Here is a 16,183-nt window from a genome sequence, read left to right as displayed (position 1 = left end):
TCCGTTGAGGGGCTTGTGGTGAACAGTGGAAGCGTCCCCCGGCCGGAGGTACCGGAGCCATAGGGGTTCACCCTGACTTCGCAGGGAATTCCCCGAGATTCGCGTCGGGGCTGTTGACCTGCTGGCTTCTCTTATCGTAGTTTCACGGGCATGGATCTCGTGGGCGCCTGGCGCCTGGTCGAGTGGCGGATCGTCGATGCCGGGAGGCGGGTCTCGCACCCCTTCGGCACGGACGCGGTGGGCCTGCTCTGCTACACCCCCGACGGCCACATGAGCGCGACGATCGCACGCGCCGGGCGCGCCCCGCTGCCCGGCGCCAGTCCGGGACAGGCGCCCCCGGAGGCGCTGGCCGAGGCGTTCACGTCGTTCTTCGCCTACGCGGGCCGCTACGAGGTCCGTGACGGCCACGTCGCCCACGACGTCGAGGTGGCGCTCAACCCCGCCTTCGCCGGCACCGTCCAGGTTCGCGAGCTGAACGCCGACGGTGACCGGCTGGTCCTGGCGGCCGAGGAGGACGGCCGGTGGCACACCCTGATCTGGAAACGGTCATGACCCCGACGCGTGGGGGATCATGAGTCCCGATCCGGGAGCCCCGCGGCCCGGCGGTCAGTCACCGGAGGCGACCAGCTCCGGCGCGGTACGGCGGCGGCGGAAATGGCGGACGATCTCCACCACGACGGTGACCGTCAGGGCGAGGCCGAGGCCGAGCAGCAGCCCCTTGATCGGGTCGTGCTCGAAGGCCGCGCCGCCCACGTAGCCGATCAGCCCCGAGTAGACCGCCCAGGACACCGCGGCGAGGGCGTCGAAGAGGGCGAACGCGCGCCGGGGATAGGCGACCGCGCCCATGGTCAGGGTGCAGGCGGTCCGGCCGCCGGGGATGTAGCGGGCCACCACGAGAACCAGCCCGCCCCGCTCGGCCAGCGACCGCTCCGCCCAGGCGAACGCCCTGCGACTGCGCCTGCCGTTGCGCAACCGGTCGTTGGTGGTACGCCCGATGGCGTACGAGATGTGGTCGCCCGCGAACGCGCCCAGCGCGGCCACCACGATCACCCAGAGCAGGTCGGGCGCGCCGGTGGCGGCGGCGAACACCCCGGCCGTGATGACGGACGTCTCCGCCGGGACCACCGGGAAGAACCCGTCGAGCAGCGCCAGCGCGAACAGCGCCAGGTAGATCCAGGGGGATGTCATCACATCGTTCAGGACGTCGAGGATGGCCTGTGTCATGTCGGGCTCCAGCCGGGGGTCGCGAATGTTTCACGAAGCACGCTGACGACCCGGTGATCTCAGGGCATCCGGGAGGAACCCCGGTGTTCCGGGATCAGATCCCTGAGATCACCGGGGGTCCGTCCTGCCGACTCTAGAAATCGGGAGGAGCCGGCCACATTGCCCGAACGGCCCAGGCCACCCCCCACCTTCGTCGGGTGGTCCCTCCTCCCCAGGACGGAGACGCCGGGGACGCCGGGGACGCCGGAGACACGGCTCAGTTGAGCTGCCAGATGGCGAGGTTCAGCGAGGCCGCGTACGTCACCCAGAGCAGGTAGGGCACCAGCAGCCAGGCGGCCGGGCGGCTGATCCGCCGGAAAAGGACGATGGTGAGGACGATCGCGAGCCAGAGGACGACGATCTCCGCGAACGCCAGGCCGTACTGACCGGCGCCGAAGAACAGCGGCGTCCAGGCGGCGTTGAGGACCAGCTGGACCGCGTAGACGCCGAGCGCCGGTGTCAGGCCGCGCGCCGACCAGGCGAGCCAGCCGGACAGGGCGATCATGACGTACAGGACCGTCCAGGCCGGGCCGAACAGCCACTGCGGCGGTGCCCAGGGCGGCCGCTCCAGCGACAGGTACTCGCCTCCGGCGTCGACGGCCGCCAGCGACCCCACCACCGCCACCAGCACGAGCGCGACGACGAAGACCGGCAACCCGGCCCAGCGTTTCGGTTGACGCGCGATGACCATGGAAACCTCCCTGCCCCCTTCTTCGCGCCTCTACCGCGCCGCGGTTTCCCGTACGGGAAACGGGGGCGGGAAGGTGGAACGTTCCCGGGCGGGAGGGGCGTTCCTAGGCGGGCGGGGCGGCGACGGCCGGGGTGGCGAGGGGGTCGTAGTGCAGGCGGCGCAGCACCCGGCGGAAGGCGTACAGGGAGAAGGCCACCGCCAGGCCGCTGATCGCGGCCACCGTCGCGGTGCGGACCAGCAGGTAGGTGCCGATCGACTCGTGCAGCAGGAGCCAGATGCTCACCGCGGAGTTGGCCAGCAGCACGAAGGCCCACAGCAGGGTGATGCGGGCGAAGAACCGGCGGACCCGCTCGTGTTTCAGCACGGCCGAGGGCAGGTGGATGTAGTCGAGGGTCAGCTTCTGCACCAGCGGGCGGTTGAACCGCACCGAGGCGAGGAAGACCATGCTGATGCAGATCGTCCCGAGCTCCGGCTGGAGGAAGTAGATCACCGCGCTCCCGGTCCAGAACCCCAGCAGCGCCCGCACGGTGATCGCGATGATGGCGAGGATCATCGTGCCGGGCACCGGTATCCGCCGGACCAGCCGCCATCCCACTCCCGCGTATACCCAGGTGACCGCCGCGATCAGCGCGCCCTTCAGGCCGAGGAGGGCCAGCGCCGCGTAGAAGACGGCGAGGGGGGCGACGACGCCCTCCAGCAACTTCGGTGCCGCCTGCCTGGCGAGAGCGGTGAGACGGGGGAGGACGATGGGCTGGTGGCTCATGACGCTCCACGGGCTGGTGCGGTGGCAGGCGCTGGGCGTTCACGCCTACCCCGGCATGGCACGGGTATGCCAGGCCGTCGCAGGGGGTTGCGGGGAAGGTTACCTCCGGATGTTCACCGGCCACTCACGGTACCTGACCCCGTGGCGTGCTCTCGTGAAAACAACTCAATAACACTGCAATAACGGATGAGACCGGTACAGATCATTACGGTTCACAAAAAGGATCGCTATGCCGGTAACGGTTGAGAAACAGGAGCTTTCCCGATCGGGTCCGGTCCGCGACCATGAGAGACATGGCAGTGCTGCGCACGCACGCGTCCCGCCGTTCCACCGAGGGTGTCGAAAATGTCGCGGCCCAGCTCGTCCGCTGGCCGGATCTGGCGCTGAAGCGCACCAGGAAGGGGCTCGGTTTCCGGGCCGGCGGCCGGGAGATCGTCAGGATGTCCGGCGACCACACCGCGCAACTGCTCCTCACCAAGCCCGTGATCGACAGGTGGGCGCGGGTGCTCACCGACTGCCATCGGATCACCCCCGGCGCCGACGCCGGGTGGGTGTCCATGTCCATCGAGGGCCGGGCCGACGCCGAGCTGTTCCTCTCGCTCGTCAGCGTCGCGATCAAGGTCAACCAGCGCCCGAGGTGACCGGCGCCGGTGGTCATCGGCGCTGACGGTGATCGGCGCTGACGGTGATCGGCGTCGACGGTGATCGGCGTCGACGGTGACCGGCGTCAGGTGAGGGTCGCGGTGGCCAGTCTCGCCCCGAAGCCGATGAACAGCGCGCCCACACCCGTACGCAGCCCGGCCGACAGTCCGCGGCGGGCCCGGAACTGCCGGGCCAGGAACGTTCCCCCGAAGATCAGGGCCGACAGGTAGAGCGCGCTGAACAGCTGGCAGATCGCGCCCAGGATCAGGAACGACAGGGCTGGGGTGCCGTAGGCGGGATCCACGAACTGGATGAAGAACGAGATGAAGAACAGGATCGCCTTCGGGTTCATCAGGCTGACGATCAGGGCCCGGCGGAAGGGGCTCCGCGCGGTCCGCTCCTGGACCATGGGTGCCTCCAGGGTCTCGCCCCCGGTGTCGGGAGCGCGCCACGAGCGCCAGGCCGACCGGAGCATCTGGAACCCGATCCACGCGAGGTAGGCCGCGCCGATGTACTTGACGACGTTGAACAGGAGCGGCTCCGACTTCAGCAGGGAGGCGACCCCCGCTGCCGCCAGGACCATCAGGACGGCGTCACCGACGAAGACCCCCATCGCCCCCTGGTACCCCTGCCGCACCCCGCGCTGGGCGGCGGTGCTGAGCACGTACAGCGAGTTCGGGCCGGGAAGAAGGATGATGAGGAAGGCGCCGACCGTGTAGGTCCAGATGTCGGTGATGCCAAAGAACACGGCGATACTCCAGAAGGCGTTACGGATGCGTCATTACCGTACCGCCTAAAGGTGCTTATCTTCCTTTCCGGGTCTTCCGGACGCCATGCAACGGTTCGCTCGGATGCCATGCGCCGGATCGCGCCGGACGCCGTGCCCCCCGCCGCCCCTCCCCGCGCCCCCGCGCCCGGACACGCTCACCGGAACGCTCCCGGCCGCGACACAGGCGACTGACGTTTTTGGGCCTTGTGGCAGGAGTCTGTCAAGGCTACGATCGCGACAACTCTTAGGAAACTTTCCTAAAAGAAGTGCCGACTAGGGGTGCCCATGGCCCGTGCCTCCCCGCCGACCCATGTCCAGCTGCGAAAACTCGACGGCGGTAGCCGTCGCTGCTGAAGGTCCGACCGTCCGGACGCCTCACCCCCCAGGTTCCACGTCCATGGGAGCGATCATGCGGCGCACCTTTCCCTTACTCGTCCTGACTGCGGTTGCAAGCTCCGGCCGCGGCCTGCCCACCCCCGCCACCCCCGGTTCCGGCGTCACGACCGCCCCCGTCACCGAGACTTCCGTCGCTGAGAGCTCCGTCGCGACCCCCGCCGCGCCCGCCGTCGTCATGGCCGCCGCGGCCACCATCGGCGCCGCCGTCGCCGTCCCCACCCGACCCGAGGCCTCAGGCCGGGGTTCGCGAGCCGTGGGTGGACGCCGGGGCCCGGGAACCGCGGGTGAGCACGCCACCTCGGACGCGACCTCGGACGCCGCCGCCGACCCCCCGGTCCTCCCGACGAGCGGGCGCGGCCCCTCCCCGAAGCGCCGGCGCCGTACCCCGTCGACGCCGCACCCACCGGCACCACACGCCGTCCGGCGGCATCAAAGGCGCCCGGAGCACTCAGCGCGCCCAGAGCGCTTCGGGCAATCAGAGCGTTCAGCGCGTCCAGAGCGTTCAGCGCGTCCGGAGCACCCGGAGCACCCGGAGCACCCGGGGCTTCCGGAGAGCGTGACGGCGCTCCAGGCGCCGGCGACCCGGTGACGCCTCGGTGACGACTCGCTGAACCCGGCGGTCCCCGGCGCCCCGCGCCGATCAACGGAACGGTCCCCCGGTCGGAGCCGTGCCCACCCCGCCGTACGGCCCGCGCCCACGTTCGCGCCCGCGCACCCCCCGCGTGGCGCGGGTCGTACGGTCACCCCCACGGAATGCATGAGGTCAACGTGAAATTACGCGCCATCGCCCGCTCTCTCGTCGCCCTGGCGGCCCTCGTCCTGACGATGATGGTCGCGCTCCCCGCCCAGGCCGCCTCGGCCACCGCCGTCTTCACCAAGACCTCGGACTGGGGTACCGGTTTCGAGGGCAAGTACACGATCACCAATGGTGGTACGACGACGATCAACGGCTGGTCGGTGGCCTTCGATCTGCCTTCGGGGGCGAACATCGGGTCGTTCTGGGACGCGTCGCTGAGCCGTAGCGGGCAGCGTTTCACCTTCAGCAACGTCGGCTGGAACGGCACCCTGGCCCCGGGGGCGACCGCGAGCTTCGGCTTCAACGGCAGTCCGGGCAGCGCGACGCCGTCCAACTGCACGCTCAACGGCGCGGCCTGCGGCGGCGGCACCACCCCCGTCACCCCGGGAACCCCGGGCAATCCGACCGTCACCGGTACGACCAATTCCTCGATCTCCCTGTCGTGGGGCGCCTCCAGCGGCACCGTCACCGGATACCGCGTCTACGAGGGCTCCACGCAGCGGGCCCAGGTCACCGGCACCAGCGCGACGATCGGCTCGCTGGGCACGTGCACCTCGCACACGTACACCGTCAAGGCCTACAACGCCCAGGGTGAGTCGGCCGCCAGCGGCACGGTGAGCGCCACCACCACCGGCTGCAACAGCGGCGCCCCCGGCAAGCCGGGCACCCTGTCGGCGACGGGCGGCACGAACAGCGTGGCGTTGTCGTGGGGCGCGTCATCGGGAACGGTGACCGGCTACCGGGTGTACGAGGGCTCGACGGTCAGGGCGACCGTGAGCGGGACGAGCACGACGGTGTCGGGGCTGGGCGTGTGCGAGTCGCACACCTACACGGTCGCGGCGTACAACTCCTCGGGCGAGGGCCCGAAGAGCGACCCGGCCGCTGCCACCACGAACGGCTGCACCGGCGGCGGCCCGCTGCCCAAGCACTTCCTCACCGGCTACTGGCACAACTTCGACAACCCGGCCGTCGAGCTGCGGCTGTCGGCGGTGCCCAACGAGTACGACCTGGTCGCGATCTCCTTCGGCGAGGCCACCGCCACCCCCGGTGAGGTCGTCTTCGGCGTCGACCCGGGCCTGTCCGCCTCCCTCGGCGGCTACACCGACGCCCAGTTCAGGGCCGACGTGCAGACCCTCCACTCCCGCGGCAAGAAGGTCATCCTCTCGGTCGGCGGCGAGGCGGGCCGCGTGCAGGTGGCCAGCGCCGCCGCCGCGACCAAGTTCGCCGACACCGTCTACGCCCTGATGCAGAGCTACGGATTCGACGGCGTCGACATCGACCTGGAGAACGGGCTCAACTCCACCTACATGGGCCAGGCGCTCCGGTCGCTGCGGGCCAAGGCGGGGTCGAACCTGATCATCACGATGGCGCCGCAGACCATCGACATGCAGTCCACCGGCGGCGAGTACTTCAAGCTGGCGCTGGCCATCAAGGACATCCTCACCGTCGTCCACACCCAGTTCTACAACTCCGGCTCCATGCTCGGCTGCGACCAGATGGCCGCCTACTCGCAGGGCTCGGTCAACTTCATGACCGCGCTGGCCTGCATCCAGCTGGAGAACGGCCTCCGCCCCGACCAGGTGGCGCTCGGCCTGCCCGCCGGGCCCGGCGCGGCGGGCGGCGGCATCGTCGCCCCCGCCCTGGTGAACCAGGCCCTGACCTGCCTGGCCACCAGGACCAACTGCGGCAGCTTCGTGCCGCCGCGCGCCTACCCCGGCATCCGCGGCGCGATGACCTGGTCCATCAACTGGGACGCCAGCAACAACTGGAACTTCTCCAGGACCGTCAAGCCGCACCTCGCGACCCTGCCCTAACTCCCGAAACCCCTGAATCCCCGCTCCGGACCTGCCCGGCACCCACGACCCGGCCGGGCAGGCCCGGACCCCGCACCGAGAACACCCCGCGTCCCCGACCCGGCGCCCTCTCACCCCCACACCTCGTACCCCCCACCCGAGGAAGAGCCATGAGATTACGACGAACGCTGACCGCGGTCCTCGCCGCGCTCGGCATGTCAATCGGCCTGTCACTGGTCGCGACCCCCGCGTTCGCGGCCCCCAACACCGCCGTCTTCACCAAGGTCTCCGACTGGGGTACCGGTTTCGAGGGCAAGTACACGATCACCAATGGTGGTACGACGACGATCAACGGCTGGTCGGTGGCCTTCGATCTGCCTTCGGGGGCGAACATCGGGTCGTTCTGGGACGCGTCGCTGAGCCGTAGCGGGCAGCGTTTCACCTTCAGCAACGTCGGCTGGAACGGCACCCTGGCCCCGGGGGCGACCGCGAGCTTCGGCTTCAACGGCACGCCGGGCAGCGCGACCCCGTCCAACTGCACCCTCAACGGCGTCGCCTGCGGCGGCGGCAGCACCCCCGGGACGCCGGGCACACCCGGCACCCCGTCGGTGACCGGCACCACCAACTCCTCGATCTCCCTGTCGTGGGGTGCCTCCAGCGGCACCGTCACCGGATACCGCGTCTACGAGGGCAGCACGCAGCGGGCCCAGGTCACCGGCACCAGCGCGACGATCGGCTCGCTGGGCACGTGCACCTCGCACACGTACACCGTCAAGGCCTACAACGCCCAGGGCGAGTCGCTCGCCAGCGGCGCGGCGAGCGCCACCACCACCGGCTGCACCAACCCGCAGCCCGGCAAGATGGCCGGAGCCCCGTACCTCTACATGGGCTGGGGCAACCCGCCCAACCCCGTGACCGTCATGAACGCCACCGGCGTGAAGTCCTTCACCATGGCGTTCATCCTGTCCGGCGGCGGCTGCAACCCCGCCTGGGACGGCAACCGGCCGCTGACCGGCGGCACCGACCAGGCCGCGATCAACCAGATCAAGGCCGCGGGCGGCAGCGTGCAGGTCTCCTTCGGCGGCTGGTCGGGCAACAAGCTCGGCCCGAACTGCTCGACCCCGGCCGCCTTCGCCGGAGCCGTGCAGCAGGTCATCAACGCCGTCGGCCCGGCGGTCGTCGACTTCGACATCGAGAACACCGACGAGTTCGAGAACTACACCGTCCAGGACCGCATCCTCAACGGCCTGAAGATCGTCAAGCAGAACAACCCGAACGTCAAGATCGCCGTCACCTTCGGCACCGACACCACCGGCCCGACCCCGGCCGGCGTCCGCCTGATCAACCAGGCCAAGGCACTGGCCGTGCCGATCGACAACTACACGATCATGCCGTTCAACTTCGGCGCCTCGAACATCTACAACGCCACCGTGAGCTCCTCCGAGGGCCTGAAGAACGCCCTCAAGGCCGCCAACGGCTGGACCGACGCGCAGGCGTACGCCCGGATGGGCATCTCCGGCATGAACGGCCTGTCCGACCAGCAGGAACTGACCACGGTGGCGGCCTGGACGCAGATCCGTGACTGGGCCAAGTCCAAGGGGCTGACCCGCCTGGCCTACTGGGCGGTCAACCGCGACCGTCCCTGCCAGGGCGGCGGCGTGGCCGCCCACTGCAGCGGGATCGCCCAGAGCGACTGGGACTTCACCCGCGTCACCGCCGGCTTCTGACCCACCCGAAGCGAGCCCGCCCAGCGCGAAAACGCACCGGGTGAGCTCGTACGACCCGCACGGTCCGCACCCCGCCAAGGTGCGGGCCGTGCCCCCACGACACCCTCCTAAAGATCCTTGCGGGGTAAATCGGATGCACCTCAGGAAACTCGCCGTGGCCGTCGTCCTGGCGCTCGGCGGGACGATGCTGGCCGCGACACCGGCCCACGCGGCCAACATCGCGACGAACCCGGGCTTCGAGAACGGGCTGAGCGGGTGGACCTGCTCCACCTCCTCGGGCGCCACGACCGTCTCCTCGCCCGTACACGGCGGGACCGGTGCCCTGCAGGCCACCCCGGCCGGGAACGACACCGCCCGCTGCCAGCAGACGGTCGGCGTCAGGCCCTCCTCGGCCTACACCCTGTCGGCCTGGGTCAGGGGCGGCTACGTCTTCCTCGGCGCGACCGGCACCGGCGGGACCGACCCCAGCACGTGGGCGTCCTCGCCCTCGTCCTACACCCAGCTGTCGACCTCGTTCACCACCGGCGCCTCGACCACCTCCGTGACGATCCACGTCAACGGCTGGTACGGCCAGGGCACCTACCAGGCCGACGACGTCGTCCTCGACGGAGCGCCTGGGCAGGGGCAGCCGCCCGCGACGCCCGCCGGGCTCACCGGCACCGGCAACGCCACCACCGCCTCGCTGAGCTGGAGCGCCTCCTCGGGCGCGACCGGCTACAACGTCTACCGCAACGGCACCAGGGTCGGCACCGCCACCGGGACCACCTTCTCCGAGATCCCCGGCACGGGCACGCACTCGTACCAGGTGAGCGCGACCAACGCCTCGGGCGAGTCGGCGCGGTCGGGCGCGGTCTCGGTGACGGTCGGCACCGGCCAGCCGCAGATCCCGGCCGTACCGTCGGGACTGGCGGCCACCGTGAGCGGCACGAGCGTCGCGCTGAGGTGGAACGCCTCCTCGGGCGCGACCACCTACAACATCTACCGCAACGGCACCAGGGTCGGCACGCCCACCGGGACCACCTACACCGACACCCCGGGCGCGGGCACGCACAGCTACCAGGTGAGCGCCTCCAACTCCGCCGGTGAGTCGGCCCGGTCCGGCGCGGTCTCCGCGACCGTCACCGGCACGCCCCCCGGCAACCTGCCCAAGCGGGTGCTGGTCGGCTACCTGCACGCCTCCTTCGCCAACGGCTCCGGCTACATCCGGATGGCGGACGTGCCCAACGAGTGGAACGTCATCAACCTCGCCTTCGGCGAGCCCACCTCGGTGACCTCGGGGGACATCCGCTTCACCCAGTGCCCGGTCGCCGAGTGCCCCAACGTCGAGTCCGAGGCCGAGTTCATCGCCGGGATCCGGGCCAAGCAGGCACTCGGCAAGAAGGTGCTGATCTCGATCGGCGGCCAGAACGGCCAGGTCCAGCTGAGCACCACGGCCGCGCGCGACAAGTTCGTCCAGTCGGTGGGCGCCATCATCGACAAGTACGGCCTCGACGGGCTGGACATCGACTTCGAGGGCCACTCCCTCTATCTCGACAACGGCGACACCAACCTGTCCGCCCCCACCACCCCGGTCATCGTCAACCTGATCTCCGCGCTCAAGACCCTAAAGGCGAGGTATGGCACCCGCTTCGTGCTGACCATGGCCCCCGAGACGTTCTTCGTCCAGCTGGGCTACCAGTTCTACGGCCCGGGCCCCAACGGCTCCGCCGACCGGCGGGCCGCCTCCTACCTCCCCGTCATCCACGCGATGCGCAACGACCTGACCCTGCTGCACGTCCAGGACTACAACTCCGGGCCGATCATGGGGCTGGACAACCAGTACCACACCATGGGCGGCCACGACTTCCACGTCGCCATGACCGACATGCTGCTCGCGGGCTTCCCCGTCGCGGGCAACCCGAACAACGTCTTCCCCGCCCTGCGCCAGGACCAGGTCGCCATCGGCCTGCCCGCCGCCCCGTTCGCGGGTAACGGTTTCACCACGGTCCCGGAGGTCCAGAAGGCCTTCGACTGCCTGGCCAAGGGGACCAACTGCGGGTCGTACCGGCCGAGAGGGGTCTACCCGAACCTTCGCGGCCTGATGACCTGGTCGATCAACTGGGACAGGTACAACGCCTTCGAGTTCTCCCGCAGCCACCGGGCCTATCTCGACGGCCTGGGCTGAAAGCCCCTCGCCGCCGGGGGAGACGGACTTCCGGCGGCGAGGTTCCCCCTTCCGTTACCCGGAGGCGGTCGCCCGTCGTGACGGCCCGGATTCCCGAGGCCGGGAAAACTGGCAGAGTGGTCTCGGTTTGGAGATCCGGGTGGCTGGTTGGTCGCCAGGTCCGGCAGGCTAGGGGCCGTCATGGACTACGCAATTCTCACGGGGTTCGTCCTCGTTCTCGGTGTCGTGCTCGCCCTGGTCGCGCAGTGGAAGGGCTGGAGACCCTCTCTGCTGGTCATCCTGGGGGTCGGAATCGCCTTCCGGGTGCTCATCATGGCCACCTCGGCGGTGGACACCTGGCAACCGGTCGACTTCATCAACAGCTTCAAGCCCGCCGGCGAGGCGGTCCTGAACCGCGAGGACCCCGTACTGGGCAGCTCGGGAGGCTGGCACTTCCTGCCGACCATCCCCTACGTCTACGGCCTCCTGCTCTGGCTGGGCATCCCGTGGGAGATCGGCGGGCGCCTGGTCACCGTGGTCGCGGACATCGTGCTGATCCCGCTGGTCGGCAAGCTCGCCGGAGGGCCCAACGCGTCACTGCGCGCCTTCCAGTACGCCTGCAACCCGCTCGCCATCCTCGTCGCCTCCGTCCACGGCCAGGTCGAGCCGGTCGCCCTGGTCTTCGGCGTCGCCGCCTTCGTCGTGGCCCGGGGCCCCGGCGACCCCGACCGGCCGGGCATGACCACCAACCCGCTCGCGCTGGCACGGCAGAGCATCGCGCTGCACGGCCTCGCCGGTGCCGTACGACACGCCTTCGGCCCCGAGGGAGTGGTCCGCGGGGCGCTCACCCCGCGCCAGGGCGACCGGCAGTCCCTGCGCCGCGCCCTGTTCGCGGGACTGCTGATGGGACTGGCGCTGTGCGCCAAGAGCTGGCCGATCTGGCTCATCCCCGGCCTGCTCCTGCTGCTGCCCACCTTCCGCGCCCGCGTCGTGGCGTTCGTGGCCACGGGCATCGCGCCGGTCTTCTTCCTGGTCACCCTGCCGATCTTCGCCGGCACCTCGCTGAGCCAGATCCCCGAGGTCATCCGGGTGATCCAGGACGTCCGCCCGATCGTCGGCCAGTGGGGCTACAGCGCCATCCTGATGGACGGCGTCAACGACCTGAACCAGGGGATCGCGACGTTCGGCACCCGCCTGATCTACGTCACCATGCTGGTGGTGGCCTTCCTGTGGCGGCGCGCCGACCCGATCGACCTCACCACGGCGCTGCTGCTCGCCTTCATGGTCACCACCCCCAGGCTCGGCGCGCAGTATCTCCTGTGGTTCATGCCGTTCCTGATCGCCCGCCCCACCCGCTTCGCGTGGCCCGCGATCATCGGCGTCTCCCTCTGGGCGGGGTACGGCTACCTCTACATGACCCAGTTCGACTCCGCCACCTGGCGAAGTCTGCACGTCGTCTGGTCGCAGGCCTCCATCGTGCTGCTGCCGATCCTGGCGCTCGCCATGCCGTGGGGACGCCGCGTGCCCCGCGCACCCGTCTCCACCCCCGAGGGATCACCCCCCTCGGCGCCCGTTCCCGCGTCCGCCTGAAGCGGCGCGGCACCTGAAGCGGCGCGGCACCTGAAGCGGCGCGGCACCTGAAGCGGCGCGGCACCTGAAGCGGCGCGGCACCTGAAGCGGCGCGGCACCTGAAGCGGCGCGGCACCTGAAGCGGCGCGGCACCTGAAGCGGCGCGGTGCTTGAAGTCGTGCGGCGCCTGACGTCACGCGGGGCCTGAAACCCGATGCCCGCCGCCGCCCGCCGGTGCTCCGTCACCCTCGCGTGACGGAGCACCGGCGGGGCCCGGGAGGGGCTGGTACATTCCGGTCCTGTGACGAGCACCGTGGAAATCCTGCGTTACACCGCCTTCACCCATGACCCCGAGGGGGGAAACCCCGCCGGGATCGTCCTCGACGCGGCAGGGCTCTCCGACGCGGAGATGCTGGCCGTCGCCGCCGAGGTCGGATACTCCGAGACGGCGTTCGTGACCGAACGCGACGACGAGCGACGCGCCTTCCGGGTTCGGTACTTCGCCCCCTCGGCGGAGGTGGCGTTCTGCGGGCACGCCACGATCGCCACCTCGGTGGTGCTGGCCGAACGCCTCGGGACCGGGCGCCTGACGTTCGACACCAACGCGGGCGAGATCGTCATCGACACCGAGATCGTCGACGACACGCTCCGCGCCACGCTCACCAGCGTCCCCACACGCTCCCGGCCCGTCGCGGAGGACGCGCTCGCGGAGGCCCTCGCAGCCCTCGGCTGGTCCCGCGACGAGCTCGACCCCGCCTTCCCCCCGCACGTCGCGTTCGGCGGCGTCGAGCACCTCGTGCTCGCGGCCTCCTCGCGCGAACGCCTGTCAGGCCTCGACTACGACTACGAGCTGCTGAAGGCGCTGATGACCCGCGAGGGCTGGACCACGGTGAACCTGTTCTGGCAGGAGAGCGACGAGCGGTTCCACGCCCGCAACCCGTTCCCGGTAGGGGGAGTCGTGGAGGACCCCGCCACCGGCGCCGCCGCCGCTGCCTTCGGCGGCTACCTGCGGGTCATCGGGAACGGCTCCTCGGAGTTCACGGTCATCCAGGGCGTGGACATGGGGCGGCCCAGCACGCTGAAGGTCTCGATCTCCTCCCCCGACGGCCGGAGCCGGGTGAGCGGGGGAGCGGTCGAGCTGGGAACCGTCTGATCCCGGTACGACGACCCACGCGGGGCCGGCCAGCCGCTCCCGTCACCGAGCCGATCGAGCGACCGGCCCGGAGGTCGCCGGACTGATCGAGCGACCGGCTCAGAGGTTGTCGCGTTGATCGAGCGACCGGCCCGGAGGTTGTCGCGTTGATCGAGCGACCGGCTCAAGGGGCGCCGCTTTGATCGAGCAGCCTGCTCAGGGGCACTCCCGCCAGCCGCCGTACCTCGTTCGCCATGTGAGCCTGGTCGGCGTACCCGCTGACCACGGCGACCTCGGCCGCCGTGACGCCACGCCTGGCCAGCCGCAGTGCCCGCTGGAACCTGACCACCCGTTGCAGCACCTTCGGGCCGTACCCGAAAGCCCGCAGGGACCGGCGCAGGAGCTGCCGCTCGCTGACTCCCAGGTCCCAGGCCACCTCCCTGACGCTCCGCCCCGCCCGCAACGCCTCGGCGATCGCGGGCGCGGCCGGGTCGGGTCCGGGGGCCGCGCGCAACCGTACGACCAGCGCCCGCTGTACGACGTCGGAGAACGGCTTCGACGACCGGACCCCGGCCGGCCCGCCGGACGGTTCCGGGCCGGCCGTCGCGGTGAGCGGTTCCAGCTCGGACAGCTCCGCGAACGGCCCCAGGTCGGACAGGGGCACCCGCAGGTCGCGCAGGCTGTCGAGCGGCACGCCGAACAGCTCGCCCGCCGAGCCGGGCCCGAACCGGATCCCCGTATAACGGGCACCAGACGCCATCCGGACGGATTTCGGGCCCGTGTCGGGCCCCGCGACAAGCGCTCCCTCCGGCCCCCAGATCAGATCCACGCAGCCGTCGGGCACGACCAGCTGCGTCATGGCGGAGGTCGCCTCGTTGCTCCACACGCAGGCCACCCGCCCGGCGAGGCGGGAGTCCGGCGCCCACTCGCGATACATGACCTCAGCGTACGGGCGACGGGTTCTTGCCCCGTTCCCCTCCCGGACTCTTCCCCGTGCCGGGTTGCTCGTCGTCGGGGACGTTCCCGGAGACGAGAGCCGCGGCCCAGTCGCCGTCCGGATCGCTGTCGATCAGCAGCGCCCGGGTCAGCAGGCTGAGCGGGATGGCCAGCAGCGCGCCCAGCGGGCCGAGCAGGAACGTCCACAGGATGAGCGAGAGGAAGGTCACGGTCGTGGACAGCCCGACGGCGTCACCGAGGAACTTCGGCTGGATCAGCGACTGCACCACGAAGTTGATCAATACGTAGGCGGCGATCACGAAGATCATGGTTTTGGGCCCGCCCTCCAAGAGGCCGAGCAGGGCGGGCGGGATGAGCCCCAGGACGAACCCGACGTTGGGGATGTAGTTCGTGATCAGCGCCAGCACTCCCCAGAGCAGGGGGAGCGGCACGCCGAGAATCCAGAGCGCGGCCACGTCCAGCGCGGAGCAGACAAGCCCGAACCCCGTCGAGACCAGGAGGTAGCGGCGGGTCTTGTGGGCGAAGTTGCCGAGCGCGCCGATGAGCAGGGGCCTGCGCGCCGCGCCCATGGCGAGGATCTTGGAGAAGGCCTGGGCGTCCAGGCACATGGCCAGAAGCAGGACGATGATGAGGACGAGGCCGGAGAACACTCCCAGCAGCCCCGAGACGAACCCCTGCGCGAGCGCGAAGATCTTGCCGGGGTCGAAGGAGTTGATCGCCTCGTTCATCTGCTGGGTGCCGAAGCCGAACCTGGCCGCCTGCTGTTGAGCCTCCGCGACGAGCTGGTTGAACTGCGCGTCGTAGGTGGGCGCGAGGGTCGCCATCTGCGCGACGGCCACGGTCAGGATCGCCACCATGCCCAGGAGCACCAGCAGCACGATCGCCAGGGGGATCGCCACCAGCGTCCATCCGGGAGCGCCACGCTCGCGAAGCCAGGTTCTGACCGGAGAGACCGCCAGGACGAGGACCAGTGCCAGCAACACCGGTCCGATGATCGACCCGATCTCCCTGATCCCCGCCAGGGTGACCACCGCGCCCGCGGTGCAGAGGAGCACGACGAGCGCCCTGGGCAACACTCTTTGGTCCGTCATAACGGATCTCTACCCAGCAGGTGAGAAACACGTCCTGACGGGGCAGGCTCTTCGATTTGACGGAGCTCGGCGCCGTACATAGAGTTCACAGGCCCGAGGGGGACGGCGGAGATCGCCAGAGCCTCGGGACCCTCCTTCTGATCACCTCCCTTCGTCGGGGCGCATGCGTCACGCCGAAGTCCGGTTGGACAACGACCGGATGTCGGAGTAAGTTAGAGGGGTTGCCCTGGAAACGGGGTGGTCGCAATCCTAACGGGTTCGGCGGGATCGCGTCGAGAGTCGGAAATCCGACAGTTTGACACGAAACCGGCACTCCTGATAAGATAGTGACACGAAATGGAACGCCCCGGAGTTCGGGCCTGACTCATCTGGTCGGGTTTGGGTGATGGTGTACGCGTCCGTTTCTTGAGAACTCAACAGTGTGTTAAAAGCCAGTGCATGAAGCACAATC

General features: G+C 70.0%; 13 protein-coding genes. 7 read left to right on the top strand and 6 right to left on the bottom strand.

All coding sequences use genetic code 11. The features are described 5' to 3' along the window. Positions 1-150 precede the first annotated feature (150 nt). On the top strand, positions 151-552 hold the full coding sequence (locus AC5L38_RS40675) for a lipocalin-like domain-containing protein (RefSeq protein WP_495248152.1): 402 nt from the start codon (positions 151-153) through the stop codon (positions 550-552). Positions 553-606: 54 nt separating this feature from the next. On the opposite strand, the gene AC5L38_RS40670 is transcribed toward AC5L38_RS40675, so the two are convergent. From AC5L38_RS40670 to AC5L38_RS40660, 3 genes are all read right to left on the bottom strand, one after another. Continuing rightward, entirely contained in the window at positions 607-1,224 is a 618-nt protein-coding gene (locus tag AC5L38_RS40670; RefSeq protein WP_495248151.1) for a DedA family protein, read from the bottom strand. 256 nt (positions 1,225-1,480) lie between these two features. After that, entirely contained in the window at positions 1,481-1,954 is a 474-nt protein-coding gene (locus AC5L38_RS40665; protein ID WP_495248150.1) for a TspO/MBR family protein, read from the bottom strand. Between the two features lie 103 nt (positions 1,955-2,057). Further along, positions 2,058-2,717, bottom strand: coding sequence for a VC0807 family protein (locus tag AC5L38_RS40660; protein ID WP_495248149.1), 660 nt, complete (start codon positions 2,715-2,717; stop codon positions 2,058-2,060). Positions 2,718-3,010: 293 nt separating this feature from the next. Between AC5L38_RS40660 and AC5L38_RS40655 the strand changes: the two genes are divergently transcribed. Further along, positions 3,011-3,358 carry a luciferase domain-containing protein gene (locus AC5L38_RS40655; protein ID WP_495248148.1) on the top strand — a complete coding sequence of 116 codons (348 nt, stop codon included), beginning with the start codon at positions 3,011-3,013 and terminating at the stop codon, positions 3,356-3,358. Positions 3,359-3,444: 86 nt separating this feature from the next. Here AC5L38_RS40655 and leuE read toward each other — a convergent pair whose 3' ends face one another. After that, positions 3,445-4,107: a leucine efflux protein LeuE gene (gene leuE, locus AC5L38_RS40650; RefSeq protein WP_495248147.1), complete on the bottom strand. Its 663-nt coding sequence runs from the start codon at positions 4,105-4,107 to the stop codon at positions 3,445-3,447. Positions 4,108-5,292: 1,185 nt separating this feature from the next. On the opposite strand from leuE, the gene AC5L38_RS40645 reads away from it, so the two are divergent. The 5 genes from AC5L38_RS40645 (at position 5,293) to AC5L38_RS40625 (ending at position 13,705) form a co-directional block, all read left to right on the top strand. After that, positions 5,293-7,134, top strand: a complete 1,842-nt coding sequence (locus AC5L38_RS40645; RefSeq protein ID WP_495248146.1) for a cellulose binding domain-containing protein — start codon at positions 5,293-5,295, stop codon at positions 7,132-7,134. Between the two features lie 149 nt (positions 7,135-7,283). Beyond that, positions 7,284-8,840, top strand: a complete 1,557-nt coding sequence (locus tag AC5L38_RS40640) for a cellulose binding domain-containing protein (protein WP_495248145.1) — start codon at positions 7,284-7,286, stop codon at positions 8,838-8,840. Positions 8,841-8,973: 133 nt separating this feature from the next. Continuing rightward, positions 8,974-11,004, top strand: coding sequence for a carbohydrate binding domain-containing protein (locus AC5L38_RS40635; protein ID WP_495248144.1), 2,031 nt, complete (start codon positions 8,974-8,976; stop codon positions 11,002-11,004). Between the two features lie 180 nt (positions 11,005-11,184). After that, on the top strand, positions 11,185-12,573 hold the full coding sequence (locus AC5L38_RS40630; RefSeq protein ID WP_495248143.1) for a putative hexosyltransferase: 1,389 nt from the start codon (positions 11,185-11,187) through the stop codon (positions 12,571-12,573). A gap of 280 nt (positions 12,574-12,853) precedes the next feature. After that, positions 12,854-13,705: a PhzF family phenazine biosynthesis protein gene (locus tag AC5L38_RS40625; RefSeq protein ID WP_495248142.1), complete on the top strand. Its 852-nt coding sequence runs from the start codon at positions 12,854-12,856 to the stop codon at positions 13,703-13,705. A 163-nt stretch (positions 13,706-13,868) separates the two neighbouring features. On the opposite strand, the gene AC5L38_RS40620 is transcribed toward AC5L38_RS40625, so the two are convergent. Then, a complete protein-coding gene (locus AC5L38_RS40620; protein ID WP_495248141.1) occupies positions 13,869-14,621 on the bottom strand; it encodes a DUF6597 domain-containing transcriptional factor in 753 nt (250 codons plus the stop codon). 4 nt (positions 14,622-14,625) lie between these two features. Continuing rightward, on the bottom strand, positions 14,626-15,732 hold the full coding sequence (locus AC5L38_RS40615) for an AI-2E family transporter (protein ID WP_495248140.1): 1,107 nt from the start codon (positions 15,730-15,732) through the stop codon (positions 14,626-14,628). Positions 15,733-16,183 lie beyond the last annotated feature (451 nt).

The sequence above is a fragment of the Streptosporangium nanhuense genome, assembly GCF_059358815.1.
Note: the sequence above shows the minus strand (reverse complement) of the source record. Positions and strands in the feature narration are given on the sequence as shown.